Source organism: Rhodococcus oryzae (genome assembly GCF_005049235.1).
Lineage (GTDB): Bacteria > Actinomycetota > Actinomycetes > Mycobacteriales > Mycobacteriaceae > Rhodococcus_G > Rhodococcus_G oryzae.
Genome location: NZ_SUMD01000001.1, coordinates 71,313 through 94,311, shown reverse-complemented (window position 1 = coordinate 94,311; position 22,999 = coordinate 71,313). Strand labels below are relative to the sequence as shown.

Here is a 22,999-nt window from a genome sequence, read left to right as displayed (position 1 = left end):
CACGTCTCCCCGGGTACGCCACAAGGTCTGGCCTCCGCTCGTGAGAACGAAGGCCAGACCTCGACGGCAAGGCGGTTCAGGTCACTTGAAGGTGACGGGGGTCTTGGTGTCCTGGGTGCGGTCGGCCGAGCCGTGTGCGGCGACCGTGTAGATCGAGCAGGTGTTCTGGAGGCAGTTCGAGTCGCCCTTGATGGCGGCGACGTCGATGGTGGCGGTCCAGGCGCCTGCGGTGATGTCGGTGGGCTTGAGCCACTTGGTGGTCATCCAGGCGGTGGAGTCGGTGGCGGAGTACTTGCTGTCCTGGATGAGACCGACGTAGAGGCCGGCACCGGCGCCGGAGAATCCGGTGCCCGAGACGGTGATCGCCTCACCGGCAGCGGCGATGTCGCTGGTCTTCGAGGCCGTCACCGCCGGTCCGGTCGGCACCACGACGGGTGCCTTGAAGGTGACGGGGGTCTTGGTGTCCTGCGTGCGGTCGGCCGAGCCGTGTGCGGCGACCGTGTAGATCGAGCAGGTGTTCTGGAGGCAGTTCGAGTCGCCCTTGATGGCGGCGACGTCGATGGTGGCGGTCCAGGCGCCTGCGGTGATGTCGGTGGGCTTGAGCCACTTGGTGGTCATCCAGGCGCCGGCATCGGTGGCGGAGTACTTGCTGTCCTGGATGAGACCGACGTAGAGGCCGGAGCCCGCGCCGGAGAACCCGGTGCCGGAGACGGTGATGGTGTCGCCGGCGGCGGTGAGGTCCGTCGACTTCGACAGCGCGACGCGCGGAGCAGGCACCTCGGTCCCCGGCTCCTCTGTCTCCGGGGCACTGGAACCGAGGCTGCCCAGCGACCCGGTGTTGATGTCGCCGAACGGCGTGGTGATCGCTCCCGCGACGCCGACCGGCATCGCCCAGGTGATCGTGGCGGCAACGGCGATGATGGCTGCCTTGTTGAACGTGCGCATGTTCCTGCTTTCTTGGTGTGTGTCGCCAGAGTGGCGTCAACTGAAGGGAGGGCAATAGCTTAGGGAAAGCTAACCTAAGTTATGGGTGGTTGTCCAGAGCAAAAGTCGGACATTTCCGGCAGCCGTGACCCGGCAGTTCGCAGCGGAAGTCCCCAGGTCACAGCAGACTTCGATGAGGTGACCCGGATATCGCTCAGTCGTTGACGAGATTCGGATCGGAACTGGTTCGGCGCCGTAGTGCGAAGGTCGTCGCCACTGCAATTCCGGCTCCGACGCCACCGCCGATCAGCAGCGGGGCGATCCAGGCTGTGCTCTCGAACGTGCTGGAGAGGCTGCTGAGCGCGGAGCGTGAACTTCCGCCCGACGCGGAGGTGCCATTCGCGTCGCCGTTGGCCGCCGCCAGTGTCGGTTCGTCGGCCCCTGTCGGGTCGTCGCCGAAGCTGACCGGTGTCTGGCTGTCCTGACTGCGATCACTCGAGCCGTGTGCGGCAATGGTGTAGACGGAACAGGCATTCTTGGTGCAGTCCGAGTCGCCCTTGACGGCCATCACGTCCATGGTGACGGACCAGGCGCCATTGGTGATCTTGTTCGGCGTGATGAACGCCGTGGTCATCCAGGCTCCCGCGTCGGTGGTGGAGAACTTGTCGTCCTGGATGAGGCCGGCATAGATGCCGGGGCCGCTGCCGGAGAATCCGGTGCCCGCGATGGTGATCGTGTCGCCCTCGACCTTGAGGCCGCGCGACTTCGACAGGGTGACCGAGACGGTATTGCCCTCTCCGACCTTGCTCTTGGCCCCGCCTGCAGCGCCCTTTGCCCCGCCCGCATTGTTGGATGCGGGATTGGCCGCCGGTGTCCCGGTCGTGTCCGGCGCGACGCCGCCGGCGAAGCCCACCGGGGTCCGTGAGTCCTGGCTGCGGTCACTCGAGCCGTGGGCGGCGACTGTGTAGATCGAGCAGGTGTTGCGCATGCAGTCGAAATCGCCAACGACGGCGCGGAGTTCCATGGTCGTGGACCAGTTGCCGCCGGAGATTGCCTCCGGCTTGAGGAATGTGGTCGTCATCCAGGCCGAGGCGTCGGTGGCGGAGAAACGGTTGTCCTGGACGAGGCCGACGTAGAGGCCCGGTGCCGCTCCGGAGAATCCGGAACCCGAGATGGTCACGGTCTCGCCGGCCGGGGCGAGGTCCGTGCCCTTGGACAGTTTCACCGACAGGTTGGGGTTGGACGCCACCGTGCCACCGCCGGTTCCGGGATGGGGTCCCGCGGGTGCGTCGGGTCCCGCAGGTGTGCCGGGTCCTGCCGGGGCCTCGGGAGTTCCGGGTCCTGCGGGGGTGCCGGGGCCCGCGGTGCCGCCGCCGAAGGTGATGCGCGTGGTCGTGTCCTGGCTGCGGTCGGACGAGCCGTGGGCGGCCAGGGTGTAGATGGCGCAGGCATTGGCGATGCAGTCGCTACCGGCGAAGGTGGACGAGACATTGAGTGTCGCCGACCAGGAGCCGCCCGGCATGTCCGACGGCTTGATGAACTTCGCGTCCTGGAAGACCGAGGCGTCGGTCACCGAGAACCGGTTCATCTGGGCGACGCCGATGTAGAGGCCGGGCCCGGAGGTCGAGAAGCCGCGCCCCGTGACGGTGACGGTGTCGCCGGCGGCGTTGAGTCCGCTGGTCCGATTGGCGCTCACGCTCGGTCCGCTGCCCGCGGGTGGTGTCGGGGGCTTGGTGGTGGTGGTCGGCGGCGTTGTGGTCGTCGTCGGGGGTTTGGTGGTCGTGGTGGGTGGTGGCGTGGTCGTCGTCGTGGGCGGCGCCGTGGTGGTGGTCGGCGGTTTGGTGGTGGTGGTCGGCGGCGTTGTGGTCGTCGTCGGGGGTTTGGTGGTCGTGGTGGATGGCGGTGTCGTCGTCGTGGTCGGCTGCGGTGTCGTGGTGGTGGTGGTGGTGGGTGGCGCCGTGGTGGTGGTCGTGGTCGGTGGTGGCGTCGTGGTCGTGGGTGCCGCGGCGAAGGTCACCGAAGTCTGGGTGTCCTGGGTGCGGTCCGACGAGCCATGTGCGGCAACGGTGTAGATCGAGCAGGAATTCGCGGTGCAATCCGAGGCGCCCTTGACGCCCGTCACCGCGACCGAGGTCGACCAGGCGCCGCCGGTGATCTGGCTGGCCCGGACGTACACGGTGGACATCCAGGCATCGGCGTTGGTTGTGGAGAACATGCTGTCCTGGGCGAGGCCGACATAGATGCCGGGCTCCTTGCCGGAGAATCCGGAGCCCGAGACGGTAATGGTCTCACCGTCGGCGCTCAGGCCGGTCGTCTTGCTGACGGTCGTGACCGCGGGGCCGGAGATGGTGTGGTCGGCCGTGTCGCCGGAGGTATCGGGGTTGGCGACCGCGACGCCCGCCGGCGCCGTCAATGCCATGGCGACCGCCATGGTCGCGAATGCGACCCTGCCTAACGCGCGCATCTTCCTTCTTCCTGGTCATAGCCGCAGGTCACGGCGCCATGAGACGAGCAAAAATCCGTTTTAGGTTAGCCTATATTTATATAGGCGAGGCTAAGCTACATTATCGGGTGTCCGATGTGGTGCGTCAGGATCTGATGAGGTGCCGGACGTGCCTGTCGCGACGGAAAGTCGCTCGACACCGCCGGTAGTGTCCGAATGGTGCTGTTCACACTGACCGCGACCGCGACTGGCGGCTTCCCGGATGCGTCGGACCTCGGCTATCTCCTGCACAAGCATCCCGATCGGGTGCAGACGTTCGAGTTGTCGGTGGGGACCGCGACCGTGCTCTATCCGGAGTCCTCGCAGTCGAGCTGCACCGTGGCGATGATCCTCGACGTCGATCCAGTCGAGTTGGCGCGCAGCAAGTTCCGGCGGGGCAGTGATGGTTTCGCGTTGGGACAGTACGTCAACGATCGACCGTATGCCGGGTCGTCGATGCTGGCGGTGGCGATCTCGCGAGTGTTCAAATCAGCCCTCGCCGGGACGCTCGCATCGCGCCAGGAACTTCCGCTGACGGCCTTGCCGCTGCGGGTCACCATTCCGGCGATGCCGGCCCGTGGCGGCGCAGACCTGCCGCGCCGGCTCTTCGGGCCGCTCGGCTGGGACGTCATCGCGGAGCCGCTCCCGCTGGACGAGACGATTCCGCAGTGGGGCGACTCGGCATATGTGAGCCTGACGCTCGTCGGCACGCTGACGTTGTCCGCGGCGCTGCGACACCTCTACGTCCTGCTGCCGGTGCTCGATGATGTCAAGCACTACTGGGTCGGCGAGGAGGAGGCCGACAAGCTGGTTCGGATGGCAGGGGAGTGGCTGAGCGGCCACCCGGAAGCCGAACTGATCGCCTCGCGCTACCTCGCACACCGACGCGAGCTGGTGGCGTCCGTCGTCGATCGGCTGGTCGAGGACACAACCCTGGAAACAGGTGATGTGCCGGTGGTCAACGCCGGCCTCGCGAACCGGCGTCAGGACGCCGTGATCGCGACGCTCGAGGACCTCGGTGTCGCGCGAGTCGTCGATGTCGGCTGCGGGGAGGGAAAGATGTTGCGGGAGTTGCTCACCCGGCCTGCCTTCACCAAGATCGTCGGCGTCGATGTCAGCGACAGCGCGCTGCGTAGAGCGGAACGCAGGCTGGGGTTGGCCGAGCTGTCGGACCGTCAGCGGGAGCGGATCTCGGTGCTCCAGTCGTCGGCCACCTATCGAGATCCACGTTTGAGGGGGTACGACGCGGTGGTGTTGATGGAGGTCATCGAACACGTCGACGAGTCGCGGCTGCCTGCGCTGGTGCGGTCGGTGTTCGCCGACATGCACCCGCGGGTGGTCCTGGTGACCACGCCCAACTCCGAGTACAACGTGCTGTATCCGAATCTCGAGCCGGGCACCTTCCGGCATCCCGACCACCGATTCGAGTTCAGCCGTAGACAATTCGAGGACTGGGCAGGAGAGATCACGTCAGCACACGGCTACGACGTGAGCTTCACGGGGATCGGTGACGTCGACGAGACCCATGGCGCGCCCACCCAGATGGCCGTGTTCATCCGACGGGAGGTTTCGGCATGAGTGTTCTCGAGATACCCGAGCCGTCGGTGGTCGTGCTCGTCGGGATCAGCGGGTCCGGGAAGTCGACCTTCGCTGCCGAGCATTTCGGCGCGTACGAGGTGATCTCGAGCGATCACTGTCGTGGATTGGTCAGTGACGACCCGAATTCGAAGGAGGCCACCGCCGATGCGTTCGAGGTCCTCGAGTTCATCGCCACCAAGCGAATGCGCGGCGGGAAACTGACCGTCATCGACGCGACGAGTGTCCAGCCTGCGGCCCGCAAGAAACTGATCGACCTCGCCCGCTCTCAGGATGTGCTGCCCGTGGCGATCGTGCTGGACCTGCCCGAGCAGGTGTGCGCCGAGCGCAACGCCGCCCGGGGGGACCGAGGGTTCGATCGCAGCGTCCTGCGACGTCAACACCAGCAACTCTCTCGGTCGATGCGCGGGCTGGCTCGTGAGGGCTTCCGCACGGTCCACGTCCTCGATGGGGTCGAGGACGTGGCCTCGGCACGGATCGTCCGGCAGCCGTTGCGGAGCGACCGTCGCGATCTGCACGGACCGTTCGACGTGATCGGGGACATTCACGGATGTCTCGGCGAGCTCGAAACCCTCTTGGATGCCCTGGGATACACGGTGCGGCGGGACGAGCAGGGTAGGCCGGTTGACGCACTTCCGCCTGCCGGGCGCACTGCGGTGTTCGTGGGCGACTACGTGGACCGCGGCCCCGACTCGCCGGGCGTGCTGAGGCTGGTGATGGGAATGGCCGCGGCCGGTCACGCGCTGGCGCTGCCGGGCAACCACGAGAACAAGCTCGTGAAGGCGCTGCGCGGCCAGAAGGTCAGCGCCACTCACGGTCTCGACCGCACTCTCGAGCAGCTCGCGTCCGAGTCCGAGGAGTTCCGCCGCGCCGTCGCGGGCTTCTGCGACGGGTTGGTCGCGCATCTCGTTCTCGACGACGGGCGGCTGGTCGTCGCCCACGCGGGCCTGAAGGAGGAGTACCACAATCGCGCGTCCGGTCGGGTGCGCAGTTTCGCGCTCTACGGCGAGACCACCGGTGAGACCGACGAATTCGGGTTGCCGGTCCGCTACCCGTGGGCGGAGGACTATCGCGGCGACGCGATGGTGCTCTATGGACACACGCCGGTGCCGGATGTGCGGTGGCTCAACAACACGGCCTGCCTCGACACCGGGTGCGTCTTCGGCGGCGCGCTCACGGCGATGCGCTACCCCGAGCGTGAGGTGGTCTCCGTTCCGGCCGATCGGGAGTGGTATCCGCCTGCCAAGCCGCTGCACATGCCGGATCCCGATCCGCAGGCCCTCGACGTCGAGGACATTCTCAGGGTCGGGGGAGTGGATACCGCCCTGCGCGGACGGATCACGATTCGGCCCGAGAACGCGGCGGGTGCGCTCGAGGTGATGAGCCGATGGGCGGTGGCGCCGCAGTGGCTGCACTACCTCCCGCCGACGATGGCACCGTGTGCGACCTCGTCGCGGCCCGGTCTCCTCGAGCATCCAGCCGAAGCCTTCGCCGAGTACCGAAAGGCGGGGGTGAGCGAGGTCATCTGCGAGGAGAAGCACATGGGTTCGCGAGCGATCGTGATGGTGTGCCGCGACGCCTCGACGGCCGCCGCGCGATTCGGCGTCGCGGACGGGCTGTCCGGAATGGTGCACACCCGCACGGGTCGGCGCATGTTCGACGAGGAACAGACCGAGCGTCTGGTGGCCGCGATCGCGGAGGCCGTCGGGCTCGCCGGGCTGTGGGAGGAGCTCGGCACCGACTGGATGCTCCTGGACGCGGAGCTGCTGCCGTGGTCAGCGAAGTCCGAGGGGCTGCTGCGGTCGCAGTACGCCGCGGTGGGTGCGGCGGCGCGCGCTGACCTGGCGGGCCGCAGATCGGTGCTCGAGGCCTCGGCGGAGCGTGGACTCGACGTCGGGGATCTCTTGGAGCGGGTGAACAGCAGGGCGGACGACGTCGCGCGCTACACCGATGCCTACCGGCGATACGTGTGGCCGACCGACGGCCTGGACGGCGTGCGGGTGGCGCCGTTCCAGGTCTTGGCCACGGAGGGTGCAGGCCACAGCGATCGCGATCATGGCTGGCACCTGGCAATCGCGGACCGGCTCGTGGCGGCGGCACCGACGCTGTTCACCACGACCAGGCGCGTCGTCGTCGACACCGGCTCACCGGAGTCGGAGGCCGCGGGCGTCGCCTGGTGGGACGAGCTGACCGGCGCAGGCGGCGAGGGCATGGTGGTCAAACCGCTCGCCAACGGGGCGCAGGGCGGCGCTCGTCGCGTTCAGCCCGGGATCAAGGTGCGTGGGCGCGAATACCTGCGACTGATCTACGGTCCGCACTACACCGAGAAGGAAAACCTGGAGCGGCTGCGCAGCAGAAACCTGGGGCACAAGCAGTCGATGGCGCTGCGTGAGTACGCGCTGGGTATGGAGTCGATCGACCGACTGGTCAAGGCCGATCCGCTGTGGCGGATCCATCAGGCGGTGTTCGCGGTGCTCGCTCTGGAGTCGGAGGCGGTCGATCCCCGGCTGTGATCGGGCGAGCTTCCGCGAAAGCCGACGGCTAGCCCCGGCGGCGCAGCGCGACGACGCCGGCTCCTAGAGCAGCGATCGCTGCGGCCACGCCGCCGACGACCCAGCCGGTGTTGGACCCGGCGTCGTCGTTCGGCTCGGCCGAGGTGGCCGACAGGTTCGCCACCGCTGTGTCGGGCGCAGGAACGGTGGTCGGCGCAGCCGGGGCCGGGGCACTCCCGAATGCCACCGGGGTGCGGGTGTCCTGGCTGCGGTCGGAGGATCCGTGCGCGGCGACCGTGTAGACGGAGCAGGCGCTGCGGGTGCAGTCCGAATCGCCTTGGACTGCACGCAGTTCCAGTTCCGTCGACCAGCTACCGCCGACGATCTTGTTCGGCGTCAGGTAGGCCGTGGTGATCCACGCCGTCGCGTCGGTGGCGGAGTACTTGGCGTCCTCGACCAGGCCGACGTAGATGCCGGCGCCGCCACCGGAGAACCCGGTGCCGGTGACGGTGACCTTCTCGCCGTTCGGGTGGAGCCCCTCGGTCTTCGCGACGGTCACCGCGGCGTTACCCGCAGGGGCGGGCGCCTGGGTGGTGGTGACGGCGGGTGCGGCGCCGCCGAAGCTGATCGGCGTCACGGTGTCCTGGCTGCGGTCGGACGAGCCGTGCGCGGCGAGCGTGTAGATCGCGCAGGCATTGCGGGTGCAGTCGCTGTCCCCGAACGCGCCGGCGACGTTCAGGGTCGTCGACCAGGCGCCCTCCGACATGTCCGAAGCGCGGATGTACTTGGCGTCCTGGAATGCCGAGGCGTCGGTGGTGGAGAACCGGTCCGTCTGTGCGACGCCGACGTAGATTCCCGAACCGGTACCGGCGAATCCGGTGCCGGACACCGTCACCGTGTCTCCGGCCGCGTTCAGGCCCGAGGTCGTGGACGCCGTCACCGCGGGGATCCCGACAGCGGGAGGCGCGGGAATCGCCGACGCGGGTGCGGCGGTCGCGGTCGCGGGGTCGAAGGTCACCGGGGTGACGGTGTCCTGACTGCGGTCGGGGGAGCCGTGTGCGGCGAGGGTGTAGATCGCGCACGGGCGGGCCAGGCAGTCGGTCGACCCGACCCGTGCCTGCACCGGTAGGTCGACACTCCATGCGCCGCCCTGGATCTCGGCGCTGCGCAGGTACACGGTGCTGGCGAACGAGTCGGCATCGAGCGGGTTGTAGCGCCCGGTTTCGGCGAGGCCCACGTAGAGGCCGGCGCCCGCGGCGGAGAAGCCGGTGCCGCTGACGTGGATCGTTTCGCCCCCTGCGGCGATGCCTGCGGTCTTCGTGACAGCGGTGGCCGGGCCGCCCGCACCGGGTGCGGCGCCGGAGCCCTCGACGGCGACCTCCGCCTGCGCGGCGAACGAGACCGGCACCCACAGATCCTGGCTGCGGTCGGTGAAGATGGAGGGGAATGCCGCGAACGTGGCCAGATAGCAGGCGGTTTCGAGGCAGTCGACACCCTTGAACGTGCGGGCGACCTGGACGTCGGCGGTGAAGGCGCCCGCCGCGTCGGTCGTCACCTTCGACTCCTGGCCGTAGGTGGTCGGGAAGCCGACGGCCGGTTTGGCGATGGTCTGTGCCAGGTACAGCGGGGTGTCCGGCTTGAACCCGGTACCGGTCACGGTGACGGTGTCGCCGGTGCCGAGGCCGGCCGTCCGCGACGCCGTCAGGGCGCCGGTGCCCACGCCGAAGTCGATGTCGATCGGTCCGATCGAGATGCCGCCGTCGGACGAGCCTCCCGGGGTCGGCTGGGCCTGGGCCGCGGCGGGTAGCGCCACCGACATCGCGACGACCGCTGCCGCGACCACCACTCGACTGAACACGCGCATTCCCCAACTCCCTGGTCCGGGCCGCCACGGCGACACCACGAGACGAACGGGAGGTGAGGCTAACCTACGTCAGGATGATCAGTTCCCGCTGGGAGGCGATCTCGACCCGCAGCCCGGCCTTGGCCGCGACCTTTGCCACGCCCTTCACGTCGGTCGGCTCGGCACGGGAGACGACCAGTGCGCGGGCGAGCAGGCCCTTGTGGTGCTTGTTGAAGTGGCTGACCACCGAGCGGCTGCCGTCCGGCTTCTCGGTGAGCACGGTGGCGATCACCGCGGCGGGCAGCGGGCCCAGCTGCTGGTAGGTGCCCGAGCGCAGATCCACCACCAGTCCGTCGGCCTCCGCCTCGAGCGCCGAGGTCAGCTCCGGCTTCCATACCGACTGCAGGGTGCCCATCCCGGGCAGTTTCGAGCCGCCGGACAGCCGGTAGGCCGGGATCGGATCGCCCGCGCGGACCACGCCGAACAGCGCGGAGCCGACCGCGAGGCGAGTCAGCGCCTTCGCCTTCTGCGCGCGGGTGAACGACTTGGCGTCGAGGGCGTCGAACAGCACCCCCGTGTAGCGCTCCAGGGCCGGTCGCGTCGGCGAGGTCCAGAGCGCCGCGTTGCGGGCGACCTCGTCGGACTGCCCGGCGCTCAGCCCCAGCGCGAGGCTCGACGCGTCGGTGTCGGCGGCCAGCTCGACGAGCGCGTTCACCAGCACCTCGCGGGTCGCGGTGAGCTTGGGCAGCGACAGCTCGCCCAGGTCGAGGGGGGCGCCCTTGCCGCCGTCGGACTTGGTCTCGGAGGGGGGAAGCAGCACCAGCACGAGCGGTAACGGTACCGGGCGGGCCGCGCCGACCGGCGGGCCGACTATCCTGATACCCCGTGATCACCCGCCTGTCTCAGCTGTTCCTTCGCACGCTCCGCGACGACCCGTCCGACGCCGAGGTCGCCAGCCACAAGCTGCTCGTCCGCGCCGGCTACGTGCGGCGCATCGCGCCGGGCGTGTACTCCTGGCTGCCGCTGGGCCTGCGGGTGCTCCGCGAGGTCGAGCGGGTTGTCCGCGAGGAGATGGATGCCATTGGCGCGCAGGAGATCCTGCTGCCCGCTCTGCTCCCGCGCGAACCCTACGAGACGTCGAACCGCTGGACCGAGTACGGCGCCGGCCTGTTCCGTCTCAAGGACCGCAAGGGCAACGACTACATGCTCGGCCCCACCCACGAGGAGCTGTTCGCGCTCACCGTGAAGGGCGAGTACAACTCGTACAAGGACTTCCCGGTCACCCTGTACCAGGTGCAGACCAAGTACCGCGACGAGGAGCGCCCGCGCGCGGGCATCCTGCGCGGCCGCGAGTTCGTGATGAAGGACTCCTACTCCTTCGACCTCACCGACGAGGGCCTGGAGGCGTCCTACCAGGCGCACCGCGACGCCTACGAGCGCATCCTGCAGCGGCTCGGCGTCAAGTACGTCATCGTCTCCGCGACCTCGGGCGCGATGGGCGGCAGCGCCTCGGAGGAGTTCCTGGCCGAGAGCCCGATCGGTGAGGACACCTACGTCCGGTGCATCGAGTCCGGCTATGCCGCCAACGTCGAGGCCGTCAAGACCCTGGCACCCGCGGCGATCCCGTTCGACGGGCAGCCCGAGGCGAAGGTGTACGACACCCCGGAAACCCCGACCATCGAGTCGCTGGTCGACTGGGCCAACGGCGCCGACCTTGGCAAGACGGTCACCGCCGCCGACACGCTGAAGAACATCATGGTCAAGACCCGCGTGCCCGGCGGCGAATGGGAGCTGCTCGGCGTCGGCATCCCCGGTGACCGTGAGGTCGACGAGAAGCGCCTCGAGGCCGCGCTCACGCCCGCCGAGTACGTGCTGATCACCGAGACCGACTTCAAGAACAACCCGTTCCTGGTCAAGGGTTACATCGGTCCGAAGGCGCTGCAGGCAAACGGTATCCGTTACCTCGTCGACCCCCGGGTCGTCGAGGGCACCAGCTGGATCACCGGCGCCGACGAGGACGGCAAGCACGTCGTCGGCCTCGTCGCCGGCCGCGACTTCACCCCGGATGGCACCATCGAGGCCGCCGAGGTGCGCGACGGCGATCCCTCGCCCGACGGTGCCGGGCCGCTGGTCGCCGCGCGCGGCATCGAGGTGGGCCACGTGTTCCAGCTCGGCCGCAAGTACACCGACGCGTTCGGCGTCGACGTGCTCGGCGAGAACGGCAAGCCGGTCCGCCCGACGATGGGCTCCTACGGCATCGGCGTCTCGCGGCTGGTCGCGGTGATGGCCGAGCAGCAGCACGACGACAAGGGCCTGCGCTGGCCGGCCGAGGTGTCGCCCGCGAACGTGCACCTGGTGATCGCGAACAAGGACGACGCGGCCCGCGAGGGCGCCGAGGCGCTCGCCGCGGAGCTGGACCGCGCCGGACTGTCGGTGATCCTCGACGACCGCAAGGCCTCGCCCGGCGTGAAGTTCAAGGACTCCGAGCTGCTCGGCGTGCCGCTGGTGGTCGTCGTCGGCCGCGGGTTCGCCGAGGGCAACGTGGAACTGCGGGACCGCTTCACCGGGGAGTCCCGCGAGGTGCCAGCCGACGGTGCGCTGGCGGAGATCCTTGCCGCCGTCCGCGGGTGACCACACGACACAGCAGTACCGGACCGGGCCGTCAGCCGACGGCCCGGTCCAGTGCGTTCAGGCGGTCGTCCTCCGCCGCCACCCGGCGCCGCTGCACGCTCACGTGGGCGACCGCGGCCGCCGCCGCGGCCGCGACGACCGCCGACAGCACCCAGCCGGCGTCCGGTACGTGCTGTGAGAAGACGGCATTGAGCGCGACGAAGCCGCGGAACCCCCCGACGCAGAAGTAGGCGAGGGCCCCCGCGGCCACCCAACGGGCCTGCAGCGCGGGGACGTTGACCAGCGGCCTGCGCGGTTCGAGACCCAGTTGAGAGCGCCGCAGGGACTCGCGGGCCGCGGCCCGGTCCTGCGCGGTGGCTCGGGTGGCGAGGGGAACGACGAGCACGGCGGCGCAGGCGAGGACCACTGCGGTCTCACCCGTCGGTCCGTTGCGCACGGCCACCGCCGCCAGCGCCAACAGCCCGGCCGCCAGTGCATAGGTCCGGACCCGGGCCCACAGGTCGGCGCGCAGCGCGGGATCGCGGCGCAGTCGCCGATAGCCGAAGTATCCGACCGCGCCAACGGCCAGCAGTGCGACGGCGGTGAACATCCGGAAGCGGTCCCTCGGCTCGAGTGGTGATGCGGTACTGGATGCTCTCACACGCTGTGGCGACGTCCCGATCTACGTGGACCCGCCGCGGATTCGTGCGTCGTAGGCGGCGCGACCGGAGTCGGTGTCCAGGAACACCCGGTCGAGCCCGGTCGCCCGCCGCAGCAGGCGGGCGAGCGGACGCGGGAACAGCGGCCACAGCAGGGCACCGGACAGACGGCGCGGGACGACCGTCCGGCGCCGACCGGACCGCAGCGTCGCGACGACCGCGCCCGCGACCGTCTCCGGCGGGATCGGGGTGAGCAGTCGGTCGGGGTGGGTGCCGTCCAGCAGCGCGGTGTTCGTGAACGACGGCAGCACCGTCGACACCCGCACCCCGGCGGCGGACAGTTCGGCGTCGGCGGCGTCACCGAAGCAGAGCACCGCGGCCTTGGTGGCGTTGTAGACGGCCATGCCGGGGACGGGGATGCAGCCGGCGATCGAGGCGATGTTGACGATCCGTCCGCCACCGGAAGAGGCCATCGCCCGTCCGGCGGCGCGGGTGCCGTGCAGGACGCCGCGCAGGTTGACGTCCACCGCCGCGTCCACGATGGCGTCGTCCTGATCGAGCAGCGCGCCGAGCGGCATGATGCCGGCGTTGTTCACCCATCCCCACGGCCGACCCAGTCCCGATTCCACCTGGGCGAGAAACGATGTCACCGACTTGGGATCGGTGACGTCCAGCACGGCGCCGAGCACGCCGAGCTGGTCGGCCGTGCGGATCACCTCGGCCTCGTCGATGTCGCCGATCGCGACCCGGGCCCCGGCGGCGCGCAGCGCGGTCGCGGTGGCGCGGCCGATGCCGCGGGCCCCGCCGGTGACGACCACCACCCGGCCCGTCAGATCGATGCCCCTCATCTGTGTTCCTCCTGCAGTTCGTCGAGTGTGTGGCGGGTGAGCTTGCCCGTCGAGCCGCGTGAGAGGCGCTCGACGAACACGATCTCGCGCGGCATCCGCGACCGGGGCAGTTCCGCGGCGAGATACCGGCGGACCGCCTGCTCGTCGAGCGTGTCCCGACCGGCGGGGGAGTCGGCCCGGACGAGATACGCGCGCAGCCGATGGCCGAACTCGGCATCCGGTACCGGGGCGACGGCGGCGTCCGCCACTTCCGGATGCGCGAGCAAGGCCATCTCGAGCTCCTCCGGGAAGACGTTCTCGCCACCGGAGACGATCATGGCGTCGGAGCGGCCTGCCACGTACAGGCGTCCGGCGGCGTCCAGGTGGCCGCGGTCGCCGGTGTCGAGGAACCCGTCGGTATCGCTCTTTCTGGTGCCGTCGGTGTACGCGTCGATCTGGCCCGGCGTGCGCACGAGGATCCGGCCCTCTGCGCCGACCGCTGCGCTCGTGCCGTCCGCGTCGGTGATGCGGACGACGGTGCCACGCGGAGGGATTCCCGCGCAGTCCGGGGCCACGGCCAGGTCCTCCGGTGTCGCGATGCTGATGTACGAGGCCTCGGTGGAACCGTAGAGGTTGTGCAGCACCGGGCCGAGCGCTGTGGTGACCTGGGCGACCAGGGCGCTGTCGAGCCGAGCGCCGCCGCTCGCGACGATCCGCAGCGCGGACAGGTCGGCCGCGGGAATCGCGTCACCGAGCGCCACCAGCCGGCGCAGCATGGTCGGGACCGCCACCAGGGTGGAGCAGCGCTGCCGCTGCAGGTCCGTCAGCACCCGCCCGGCGTCGAACCTTCGATGCAGCACCAGCGTCGAGCCCATGGTGAGGGTGAGTGTCGCGACGATCAGGCCCCAGCCGTGGAAGACCGGCGCCGAGAGCAGCACGCGCTCGCCGCCGCGCAGCGGGATCTTCGAGAGCAGCCCGGCGGGGACCAGCAGCGACGGTGCCTGCGAGCGCGGGGCGCCCTTGGGTAGCCCGCTGGTGCCACTGGTGAGCACGACCAACGCGGGGGATCGGGCCGGCGGGGCCGGCAGCGCGGCGGACTCGCCGGTCATCAGGGCGGCCAGCGAGCTCTCCGCCTGGGCGTCGTCGGTCCAGGCGCACCACCGGGGGCCGTCGAAACCCGATGCCGCGGTGGTGAATTCCTCGTCGTAGACGAGCGCGTCGAGTCGCTCGCGGGCTGCGACCTGGGCCACCTGGCGCGGGCCGAAATCCGGGTTGAGCAGCACCACCCGGGCACCCGCGGCCGACGCCGCGCAGAGGGTGACGACGGCATCGGCGTGGTTGCGGCAGAGGATGCCGACCCCCGGCTGGGATGCCGGCAGTCGGGACCGCAGCGCGTGTGCAAGCCGGTGGGTGCGCCCAGCGAACTCGGCGAACGTCAGCTGGCCCCGGTCGTCCACGAGGGCGACCCGGTCGGGGAAGGCCGCCGCCCCGAAGGCGGGAAGGCCGCCGAACGGCCCGAGCCGGGCGACCGCGCGGGCGCCCGAGGTCAGGGCTCGTGGGTCGCGCGGCACCGCCCCTGCCCGCCAGAGCGTGCCTGCGGCGAGCGCTTCGTCGAGGATTCGCATCGTTCTCCTCATGATCGGTGTCGGATCGCGAGCAGCGCACGGGTGCCCGCGTTCATCGCGCGGAGCAGGGGTCCGCGGAATCGGTCGGGGTAGGCCGTGGCGACCCGTTGGGTGGTGACCGTCTGCGGTTCGGTGTAGCGGACGATGCCCTCCCGGCCGTGCCGCCGTCCGGTGCCGCTGGTGCGCATCCCGCCCATGGGCGCGCCGAGCGAGGCGATCGCGGACAGGTAGCCGTCGTTGACGTTCACCGCGCCCGCGACCACCTGGGCCGCGATCCGGCGGCCACGCCGCAGGTCCCGGGTCCAGACGCTGGCGCTGAGGCCGTACTCGCCCTCGTTGGCGAGGCGGATGGCCTCCGCCTCCGAGCTCACCCGGTACAGGGAGACCACCGGACCGAAGGTCTCCTCCGCGTACACGGCCATCTCGGCGGTGACGCCGGTCAGCACGGTCGGCTCGTGGAAGAAGGGACCGAGGTCGGGCCGGGGCCTGCCGCCGGTCGCGATGCTCGCGCCCTTGGCGAGGGCGTCCGCCACATGGCGCCGGGTGAGCTCCAGCTGCCCTCGCGAGGTGAGCGAACCCACGTCCACGTCGTAGCCGTATCCGGCGCCGAGCCGCAGTCGCGCGGTCCGGCGGACGAGCTCGTCGCGGAACCTGTCGAACACCTTCTCGTGGACGTAGATTCGCTCGATGCCGATGCACATCTGCCCGGCATTGGAGAAGGCGGCCTGCACGGCGCCGCGGGCGGCGGCCCGGATGTCGGCGTCCGCGCAGACGATCATCGGGTTCTTGCCACCGAGCTCGAGCGAGGCCCCGATCAGGCGGTCGGCGCAGCGACGCGCGATCTCGCGCCCCGTCGCGGTCGAACCGGTGAAGCTCAGGTGGTCCACCTCGTCGATCAGGGCGGGCCCGATCCGGCTCCCCGGTCCGGCGACCACCTGCCACACGGCCTCGGGCACTCCCGCCCGCACCGCCAGGTGCCGCGCGTGCAGCAGGGTGAGCGGGGCCTGCGAGTCGGCCTTGCTGAGGACCGCGTTCCCGGCGAGCAACGCCGGGACCACGTCGCCGACGGCCAGGAACAGCGGGTAGTTCCACGGGGCGATCACCCCGACGAGCCCCTTCGGGCGGTACCCGACGCGGGCCGAGACGAGGCCGGGTACCGCGCCGAGAGCGCGCCGTTCGCTCAGGTACGCGCCCCCGCGGGCCGCGTAGTGCCGGGCCACGGAGACGACGCCCTGCACCTCGACGGCGGCGTGCACGCGGGCCTTGCCTGTCTCCCACTGCATGAGGTCGCACAGCCGGTCGTGGTCGTCGACCAGCAGCCGCGCGAACCGCGCCAGCACCCGTTGCCGATCGCGCACCGGCCTGGCTGCCCACGCGGGCTGCGCGGCGCGGCAGGCGAGCGCCGCGGCGGCCACCGACTCGGTTCCGGTCTGGGGGACGTCGGGGAGGGGTTCCCCGGTGAAAGGGGCCGTGGCCGAGGCGAACTCGGCGGACGGCGGCAGCTGGCGCAGCAGCGCCTCGACCGACGCCGTCACGGTGTCACCACACCAGTCGGGCGAGGTACCTCTCGGCGTAGTGACGCACCGCATCGGGATCGGTGGTGTCGAGGTGGCCGTGCGGGTGCAGCAGCAGCGACATCGAGATGCGGATGAGGATCTCCGAGACCGCGAGCAGGTCGTCCTCTGGCATGGTCGCCCCGCTGTGTCGCAGCGCGGCGGCCACCCGGGCGGCCGCGACCGCGATCGGTGCTCCCTCGGTGCGCGCGGTCACCTCGACCAGCATCTCCGGTTCGCTCTCGAGAATCCGCCCGAGCAGCGGAATCTCCCGCGTCAGCGCGATGCCCCGCGCAAAGCACTCGACCACGGCCCGTGCCGGGTCCAGATCCCGGGCCAGGGCGTCGAGCTGATCGAAGAACAGGCCCGCCTCGCGCAACACCAGCACCTCGACCAGTGCGTCCTTGTTCGGGAACTTCCGGTAGAGGGTGCTGCGGCTGATCCCGGCACGTTTGGCCACGTCGTCCATGTTGGTCCGACGGATTCCGTAGCGCTCGAACTCGTCCCGGGCGGCGTCGAGCATCGCCTGCTCCGCGGAAGGTGCGGTCGGCGCGACGGGGGCGGGGCGGGTGTTCATCGCGTGCCAGCATATCCGCGGTCACAGCGCCCGCAGCGTGACGGGCAGGTGGTCCTTCGGGACCGGCAGCGTGGAATTGTCGAGTTTCCAGGTGTAGTCGGCGGGTACCGACCACTCGTACTCGAGGAGCAGGTTGTGCATGATCGTCTTGATCTCCATCTGGGCGAAGTAGAGGCCGATGCACTTGTGCACGCCGCCGCCGAACGGCATCCAGGCGTAGCGGTGTGACTTGTCCTCGGCGCGCTCGGGGGAGAAGCGGTCCGGGTCGAAGTGCTCGGGATGCGTCCACAGCTCGGGGTTGTGGTGGTTGACCATGCCCACCGCGCTGACGTAGGTGCCCTTCGGGACGAAGTGCCCGTTGATCTCGGTGTCCTCCAACGCCCGTCGAGCCAACCCGGGCACCGGGGAGTTCAGTCGCAGCGACTCCTTCATCACGGCGTCGAGCACCGTGAACTCGTCGAGGTTGTCGTAGTTGATCTCGCGGGGCAGCGAACGGGACTGTGCCCGGGCCCGGTCCTGCCATTCGGGATGCTTGGCCAGGTAGTAGGCCATCGTGGTGAGGGTGATCGTCGAGGTGTCGTGCGCGGCCATCAACACGAAGATCATGTGGTTGACCACGTCCTCGTCGGTGAAGGTGTGGCCCTCGTCGGACCGCGCATGGCAGAGCACCGAGAACAGGTCGGGGGTCTCGACGGACGCGCGTTTGGCGGGGAGGTGTCGATGGAAGAACTCCTCGAGCACGCGTCGCCCGGCCAGGCCCCTCGCCCACTTGGTTCCCGGAATGTCCTTGCGGATGATCGACATCCCGGCGTTCACGCAGTCGATGAAGGCCTTGTTGATCCGATCGGCCTCGGCGCGCGGCAGGTCCATCCCGAGAAAGACCTCCAGGGCCAGGTCCAGGGTGAGCGCCTTGAGCTCGTCGAGGACGAGCACGTTCTCGCCGGTGGGGAGTCGCTCGACCCCCTTGCGCAGCATCGGCTGCATCTCGTCCAGGTACCCGCGCAGCCGCTTGTTGTTGAAGGCCTGCTGCAGGATCAGTCGGTGGTGGCGGTGCTCCTCGAAGTCCATCAGCAGGATGCCGCGGCGAAAGAACGGTCCGATGAGGAAGCCCCACGCGGGTTCGGCGGCCAGCGCCTTCTGCCGGTTCATGGCCACCGACTCGGTGCCGTCCGCGGTGAGGGGGATGGCGAATTCGAGGCCGAACGCCTTGATGTAGGTGATGTCCCCGAAGGCCGCGCGGCGCTGGGCCACCAGCTCGATCGGATTGCGGAAGAAGCGGAGGAGTTCGATCACGCCGGGGTCGCCGGTGCCGTAGATCGGTCGGAGGCCGCTGCCTGCGGGTGGTGCTGCCAGCACTTTGGTGCGCACGGGGAACTCCTAGCGGGCGGTGGGGTCGGTGGGAACGTTCATCAGGGGGCGAGGGTCGATGCCGACCCGGCGCCAGGCCTCGAAGGCCCATGACAGGTACAGCGCGCGCAGCGGCAGCCGGTTGACGAGCGGGTTGATCCGGCGGGAGAACGCCGCGAACCGCTGGAACCGCTTCTCCTTCTTGGCATCCCAGTCGAGGTCGCAGACCTCCCGCATCTGTGGGGGCAGCGTGCCGACGACGACGGTGCGGATGAAGCCGTTCAGGGGTGCCGACAGCACCCGCCACACCGGCGCCGGGATCCGTCGCGGAGCGGGCACACCCTTTCTGATGTACCCGGTGGCGTACACGATGGTGCGGGTCGGGACGAACCGGTCGAGCATCTGCTCCCAGTACTCGAGGAACTCCTCGTAGGTCTGCGGTTGACTGCGATCGCTCACCCCGTAGAGGCGGTACCAGGTCTTGCCCTCCTCGAAGATCTGGACCTTCTCCTCGTGGGACAGGCGCCGGATGAAGGTGTCGGTGACGTAGAGGACCTGGTCGACGAAGGTGGCGTGCGCCCAGTAGAAGAGTTCGGGGTTGAGCGCGTGGTAGCGCGACCCGTCGGCGACGGTGCCCTTGATCGGCTTGTGGAAGTCGCGGACCGTGCGGCCCCAGTGGTGCGGGTCCTCGCTGTAGACGGTCTTCATGATCGGGGGTCCGCTGCGCCGGGCCCGGCCGAGGGTGTCCGAGAAGATCACCGAATGATCCTCGACCGCCTTGCCGAGTTGCTCGATGCAGTTCTCGGTTCCGGCGATCCGCTGAAAGCCCAGCAGTCCGCGCACGTCGCCGTAGTACTTCCAGATCAGGGAATCGGGGCCGAGCCGCGGGGAGGTCGAGGCGATCTCGTCGTCGACCGGCATGGGGACGGCCTCGCGAATGGCGGAATCGAAGTCGAGCGGCATCGTGGGTTCCTGTCGGCTCTTGGACGATGAAACAAATCTGTGTCTCTGTTCCAGAACGTAGCAGCGAAGTGACCTGCGACACAAGAGGGCGGAATAGCTACTCGCTGGTAGGTTCATCTCAGACGCGAGCTGATCTGCGAGAGAGGGGCAACCCATGTCCGCGAACGGACAACTGTTCAACCCGACCACCAGCGACTTCGCCGAGTTCGACGAGGAAACCCGGCGGCTGCTGCGTGCGACCGTCGAGTGGTTCGAGAACCGTGGCAAGAAGCAACTGCTCCAGGACGACCTGGACGCGACCTGGGTGTCGGACTTCCTGGAGTTCGTGAAGAGCGAGAAGCTCTTCGCCACCTTCCAGACCCCGGCGGAGTTCGGTGACGGCGACCCGAACCGTCGCTGGGACGCGGCCCGCAACGCCGCCCTGAGCGAGATCTTCGGCTTCTACGGCCTGGCCTACTGGTACGCCTGGCAGGTCACCATCCTCGGCCTCGGGCCGATCTGGATGAGCGACAACACCGCCGCGAAGCAGCGGGCCGCCCGCGAGCTGGCGGACGGCGGCGTGATGGCGTTCGGTCTCTCGGAGCGCGAGCACGGCGCCGACGTGTACTCCACCGACATGTTGCTGACACCGCAGTCGGACGACGACGGCGTCGCCTTCCGGGCGACGGGCGAGAAGTACTACATCGGCAACGGCAATGTCGCGGGCATGGTGTCGGTGTTCGGTCGCCGGACCGACGTCGAGGGGTCCGACGGGTACGTCTTCTTCGTCGCGGACAGCCAGCATCCGAACTACAAGCTCATCGACAACGTCATCCACGGCCAGATGTACGTGAGCACCTTCCGGCTCGAGGACTACCCGGTGCGCGAGGAGGACATCCTGCACACCGGCGTCCAGGCGTTCGAGGCGGCGCTCAACACCGTCAATGTCGGCAAGTTCAACCTGTGCACCGGCTCGATCGGCATCACCGAGCACGCCTTCTACGAGGCGATCACCCACGCGCAGAACCGGATCCTCTACGGCAACCCGGTCACCGACTTCACCCACGTGCGGGCGGCGTTCGTCGACGCCTACGCCCGGATGGTCGCGATGAAGCAGTTCAGCGCCAGGGCCGTCGACTACTTCCGCAGCGCGAGCCTCGAGGACCGCCGGTACCTGTTGTTCAACCCGATGACCAAGGCGAAGGTCACCTCGGAGGGCGAGCGCGTGATCGCGCTGCTGCACGACGTGGTTGCGGCCAAGGGGTACGAGAAGAACACCTACTTCCGTGAGGCCGTTGAGGTCATCGGCTGCCTGCCCAAGCTGGAGGGCACGGTCCACGTCAACGTCGGGCTGATCCTGAAGTTCATGCCGAACTACATGTTCAACCCGGCGAGCTTCCCCGAGATCTGTACCCGCATGGACGCGGCCGACGACGAGTTCTTCTGGAACCAGGGCCCCACCCGCGGCGCGGCCAAGGTGCAGTTCCACGACTGGACGAAGGTCTACGAGCGGTTCCAGGACATCCCGAATGTGGTGCGGTTCTACGAGCAGGCGCTGGAGCTCAAGAAGCTGCTCACCACCGCGGCTCCCGATGCCGCGCAGCAGAAGGACCTGGACTTCCTGCTCAACGTCGGGCACCTGTTCTCGCTCGTCGTGTACGGGCAGCTGATCCTCGAGCAGGCCGAGATGACCGGGCTGGACCGGGACCTGGTCGATCAGATCTTCGACTTCCAGGTCCGCGATTTCTCCGGGTATGCCGTTGCCCTGCACGGGAAGCCGTCGTCGACCCAGGCTCAGCAGGAGTGGGCGCTCGGTGCGATCCGCAAGCCGGTGGTGGACGAGGATCGGTTCGGTCGGGTGTGGGAGCAGGTGCGGGCCTACGATGGCGCCTACGAGATGACGCCGTAGCGTCGGCTGGGGGGCAGGGACGATGAGAACCATTCGGGCGGTTGTGGTGTCGGTCGCGGTGGCGGCGTCGCTGACGGGCGGCACCGCCGCGGCGTCGACCGGGTCGTCGTCCGACCCGGTGGGGATCTCGCCGACGTACACGCTCGGCGGCGGGGCGATCGGGTGCGTCGGGACCGTGGACGCGCACTACGACCCAAACGCCCTCTTCTTCGGGCAGAACCCGACGATCTGGGTGCGGCCGGAGTTCACCTTCGTCCCGGGCCTGTTCCAGGCCCCCTACTGCGGCGTCGAAGCCACCCTGCGCTGGAAGAACCTGGACACCGGCGCGAGCGGAGTTTTCCCGGGGCCGCCGGTGCCGCTCGGCGACAACACACCGCTGTCGCCGACGGACGGCCCGTGGGTGCCGATGACCGCGGACACCGGGGTCGGGCGGATCGAGGTCCGGATCGACACGAACTTCCCGCATGTCCAGGGGCGCGGAACCATCGTCGTCCCCTAGGCGCTGACTCCGAGGTCGAGGGCGTGACGCCCGGTGGTGATACCGCCGGTCGTCACGCCCTTTGCTATACAAACCTGTGTCATGAAGCCGACCGCTGGCGGGCAATAATAGCTGGTACCACCCCTGGTTGAGCATGTGAACGAGTTCTACATTTGCAATAGAGACCGATCGGTATGGACACCTTGCCAAACAGCTGTCCAGCAAATAGTCTCGGGCGTGATTCGAGGCTCGCAGACGGCGCAAGGAGACACTGGTGAAATTTGGAATCACGCTGTTCACGAGTGATCGCGGGATCACGCCCGCGGCCGCCGCGGTCGCGGCGGAGGGGGCCGGGTTCGATTCCTTCTACGTCCCCGAGCACACCCACATCCCGGCCCGACGGGACGCCGCGCACCCGCAGACCGGTGACGAGACGCTGCCCGACGACCGCTACATGCGCACCCTCGACCCCTGGGTGGCGCTGGCGACCGCGGCCTCGGTGACCGAACGCATCGCACTCGGCACCGCGGTTGCGCTCCCGGTCGAGCACGATCCCATCACGCTGGCGAAGACCATCGCGTCGCTCGACCACCTGTCCGGGGGCCGGGTGGTGCTCGGCGTCGGGTACGGCTGGAACCTCGACGAGCTGACCGACCACGGCGTGCCGCCGGGGCGGCGCCGGACCATGCTGCGCGAGTACCTCGAGGCCATGCAGGCGCTGTGGTCGCAGCAGGAGGCCGAGTACGACGGCGAGTTCGTCACGTTCGGCCCGAGCTGGGCGTGGCCGAAAACCATTCAGCAGCCCCGTGTTCCGGTGATCGTGGGCGCGGCGGGCAACGAGAAGAACTTCAAGTGGATCGCCCGGTCCGCGGACGGCTGGATGACCACCCCGATTGAGCAGGACATCGACGACAACGTGCTGTTGCTGCGCCGCATCTGGCAGGAGGCAGGCCGCGAGGGTTCGCCCCAGGTCGTGGTGCTGGCAGGCAAGCCCGACCCGGACAAGCTCGCCCGCTGGGAGGACCTCGGCGTGACCGAGGTGGTGTTCGGGGTGCCCGACAAGTCCGAGGCCGAGGTGGTGGCCTACCTCGAGCGGCTCGCGGGCAAGCTGAACCGGGAGCCGGTCGCGCGCTGA

17 protein-coding genes are annotated in these 22,999 nt (G+C 69.3%); 6 read left to right on the top strand and 11 right to left on the bottom strand.

Annotated features, from left to right (window positions below; translation table 11 throughout):
• Window positions 1–81: 81 nt before the first annotated feature.
• Both FCG67_RS00350 and FCG67_RS00345 read right to left on the bottom strand, forming a co-directional pair.
• Window positions 82–945: a hypothetical protein gene (locus tag FCG67_RS00350; RefSeq protein WP_136906179.1), complete on the bottom strand. Its 864-nt coding sequence runs from the start codon at window positions 943–945 to the stop codon at window positions 82–84.
• A 193-nt stretch (window positions 946–1,138) separates the two neighbouring features.
• Entirely contained in the window at window positions 1,139–3,343 is a 2,205-nt protein-coding gene (locus FCG67_RS00345; RefSeq protein WP_246044696.1) for a hypothetical protein, read from the bottom strand.
• A 240-nt stretch (window positions 3,344–3,583) separates the two neighbouring features.
• Between FCG67_RS00345 and FCG67_RS00330 the strand changes: the two genes are divergently transcribed.
• Window positions 3,584–4,984, top strand: coding sequence for a 3' terminal RNA ribose 2'-O-methyltransferase Hen1 (locus FCG67_RS00330; RefSeq protein WP_136906173.1), 1,401 nt, complete (start codon window positions 3,584–3,586; stop codon window positions 4,982–4,984).
• On the top strand, window positions 4,981–7,515 hold the full coding sequence (locus FCG67_RS00325; RefSeq protein WP_136906171.1) for a polynucleotide kinase-phosphatase: 2,535 nt from the start codon (window positions 4,981–4,983) through the stop codon (window positions 7,513–7,515). The genes FCG67_RS00330 and FCG67_RS00325 overlap by 4 nt, the downstream gene beginning before the upstream one ends.
• Window positions 7,516–7,543: 28 nt before the next feature.
• Here FCG67_RS00325 and FCG67_RS00320 read toward each other — a convergent pair whose 3' ends face one another.
• Both FCG67_RS00320 and yaaA read right to left on the bottom strand, forming a co-directional pair.
• Window positions 7,544–9,358, bottom strand: a complete 1,815-nt coding sequence (locus FCG67_RS00320) for a neocarzinostatin apoprotein domain-containing protein (protein WP_136906170.1) — start codon at window positions 9,356–9,358, stop codon at window positions 7,544–7,546.
• 64 nt (window positions 9,359–9,422) lie between these two features.
• On the bottom strand, window positions 9,423–10,163 hold the full coding sequence (gene yaaA / locus FCG67_RS00315; protein ID WP_136906168.1) for a peroxide stress protein YaaA: 741 nt from the start codon (window positions 10,161–10,163) through the stop codon (window positions 9,423–9,425).
• Between the two features lie 59 nt (window positions 10,164–10,222).
• Between yaaA and FCG67_RS00310 the strand changes: the two genes are divergently transcribed.
• On the top strand, window positions 10,223–11,968 hold the full coding sequence (locus FCG67_RS00310) for a proline--tRNA ligase (protein WP_136906166.1): 1,746 nt from the start codon (window positions 10,223–10,225) through the stop codon (window positions 11,966–11,968).
• Between the two features lie 31 nt (window positions 11,969–11,999).
• On the opposite strand, the gene FCG67_RS00305 is transcribed toward FCG67_RS00310, so the two are convergent.
• The 7 genes from FCG67_RS00305 to FCG67_RS00275 form a co-directional block, all read right to left on the bottom strand.
• Window positions 12,000–12,557, bottom strand: coding sequence for a hypothetical protein (locus FCG67_RS00305; protein ID WP_136906165.1), 558 nt, complete (start codon window positions 12,555–12,557; stop codon window positions 12,000–12,002).
• A 72-nt stretch (window positions 12,558–12,629) separates the two neighbouring features.
• A complete protein-coding gene (locus FCG67_RS00300) occupies window positions 12,630–13,454 on the bottom strand; it encodes an SDR family NAD(P)-dependent oxidoreductase (protein WP_136906163.1) in 825 nt (274 codons plus the stop codon).
• Window positions 13,451–15,058, bottom strand: coding sequence for an AMP-binding protein (locus tag FCG67_RS00295; protein WP_246044695.1), 1,608 nt, complete (start codon window positions 15,056–15,058; stop codon window positions 13,451–13,453). The genes FCG67_RS00300 and FCG67_RS00295 overlap by 4 nt, the downstream gene beginning before the upstream one ends.
• A gap of 8 nt (window positions 15,059–15,066) precedes the next feature.
• Window positions 15,067–16,593 carry a succinic semialdehyde dehydrogenase gene (locus FCG67_RS00290; protein ID WP_246044694.1) on the bottom strand — a complete coding sequence of 509 codons (1,527 nt, stop codon included), beginning with the start codon at window positions 16,591–16,593 and terminating at the stop codon, window positions 15,067–15,069.
• 4 nt (window positions 16,594–16,597) lie between these two features.
• Window positions 16,598–17,188 carry a TetR/AcrR family transcriptional regulator gene (locus tag FCG67_RS00285; RefSeq protein WP_136906158.1) on the bottom strand — a complete coding sequence of 197 codons (591 nt, stop codon included), beginning with the start codon at window positions 17,186–17,188 and terminating at the stop codon, window positions 16,598–16,600.
• 21 nt (window positions 17,189–17,209) lie between these two features.
• The gene (locus tag FCG67_RS00280; RefSeq protein WP_136906156.1) at window positions 17,210–18,556 is read right to left on the bottom strand and encodes a cytochrome P450; all 1,347 of its coding nucleotides are present in this window, start codon (window positions 18,554–18,556) and stop codon (window positions 17,210–17,212) included.
• A 9-nt stretch (window positions 18,557–18,565) separates the two neighbouring features.
• On the bottom strand, window positions 18,566–19,498 hold the full coding sequence (locus FCG67_RS00275; protein WP_136906154.1) for an oxygenase MpaB family protein: 933 nt from the start codon (window positions 19,496–19,498) through the stop codon (window positions 18,566–18,568).
• Window positions 19,499–19,652: 154 nt separating this feature from the next.
• Between FCG67_RS00275 and FCG67_RS00270 the strand changes: the two genes are divergently transcribed.
• The 3 genes from FCG67_RS00270 to FCG67_RS00260 all read left to right on the top strand — a co-directional run bounded on the left by FCG67_RS00270 (window position 19,653) and on the right by FCG67_RS00260 (window position 22,999).
• A complete protein-coding gene (locus tag FCG67_RS00270; RefSeq protein ID WP_136906152.1) occupies window positions 19,653–21,386 on the top strand; it encodes an acyl-CoA dehydrogenase family protein in 1,734 nt (577 codons plus the stop codon).
• Window positions 21,387–21,408: 22 nt separating this feature from the next.
• Window positions 21,409–21,885: a hypothetical protein gene (locus tag FCG67_RS00265; protein ID WP_136906150.1), complete on the top strand. Its 477-nt coding sequence runs from the start codon at window positions 21,409–21,411 to the stop codon at window positions 21,883–21,885.
• A gap of 253 nt (window positions 21,886–22,138) precedes the next feature.
• Entirely contained in the window at window positions 22,139–22,999 is an 861-nt protein-coding gene (locus FCG67_RS00260; RefSeq protein WP_136906148.1) for an LLM class F420-dependent oxidoreductase, read from the top strand.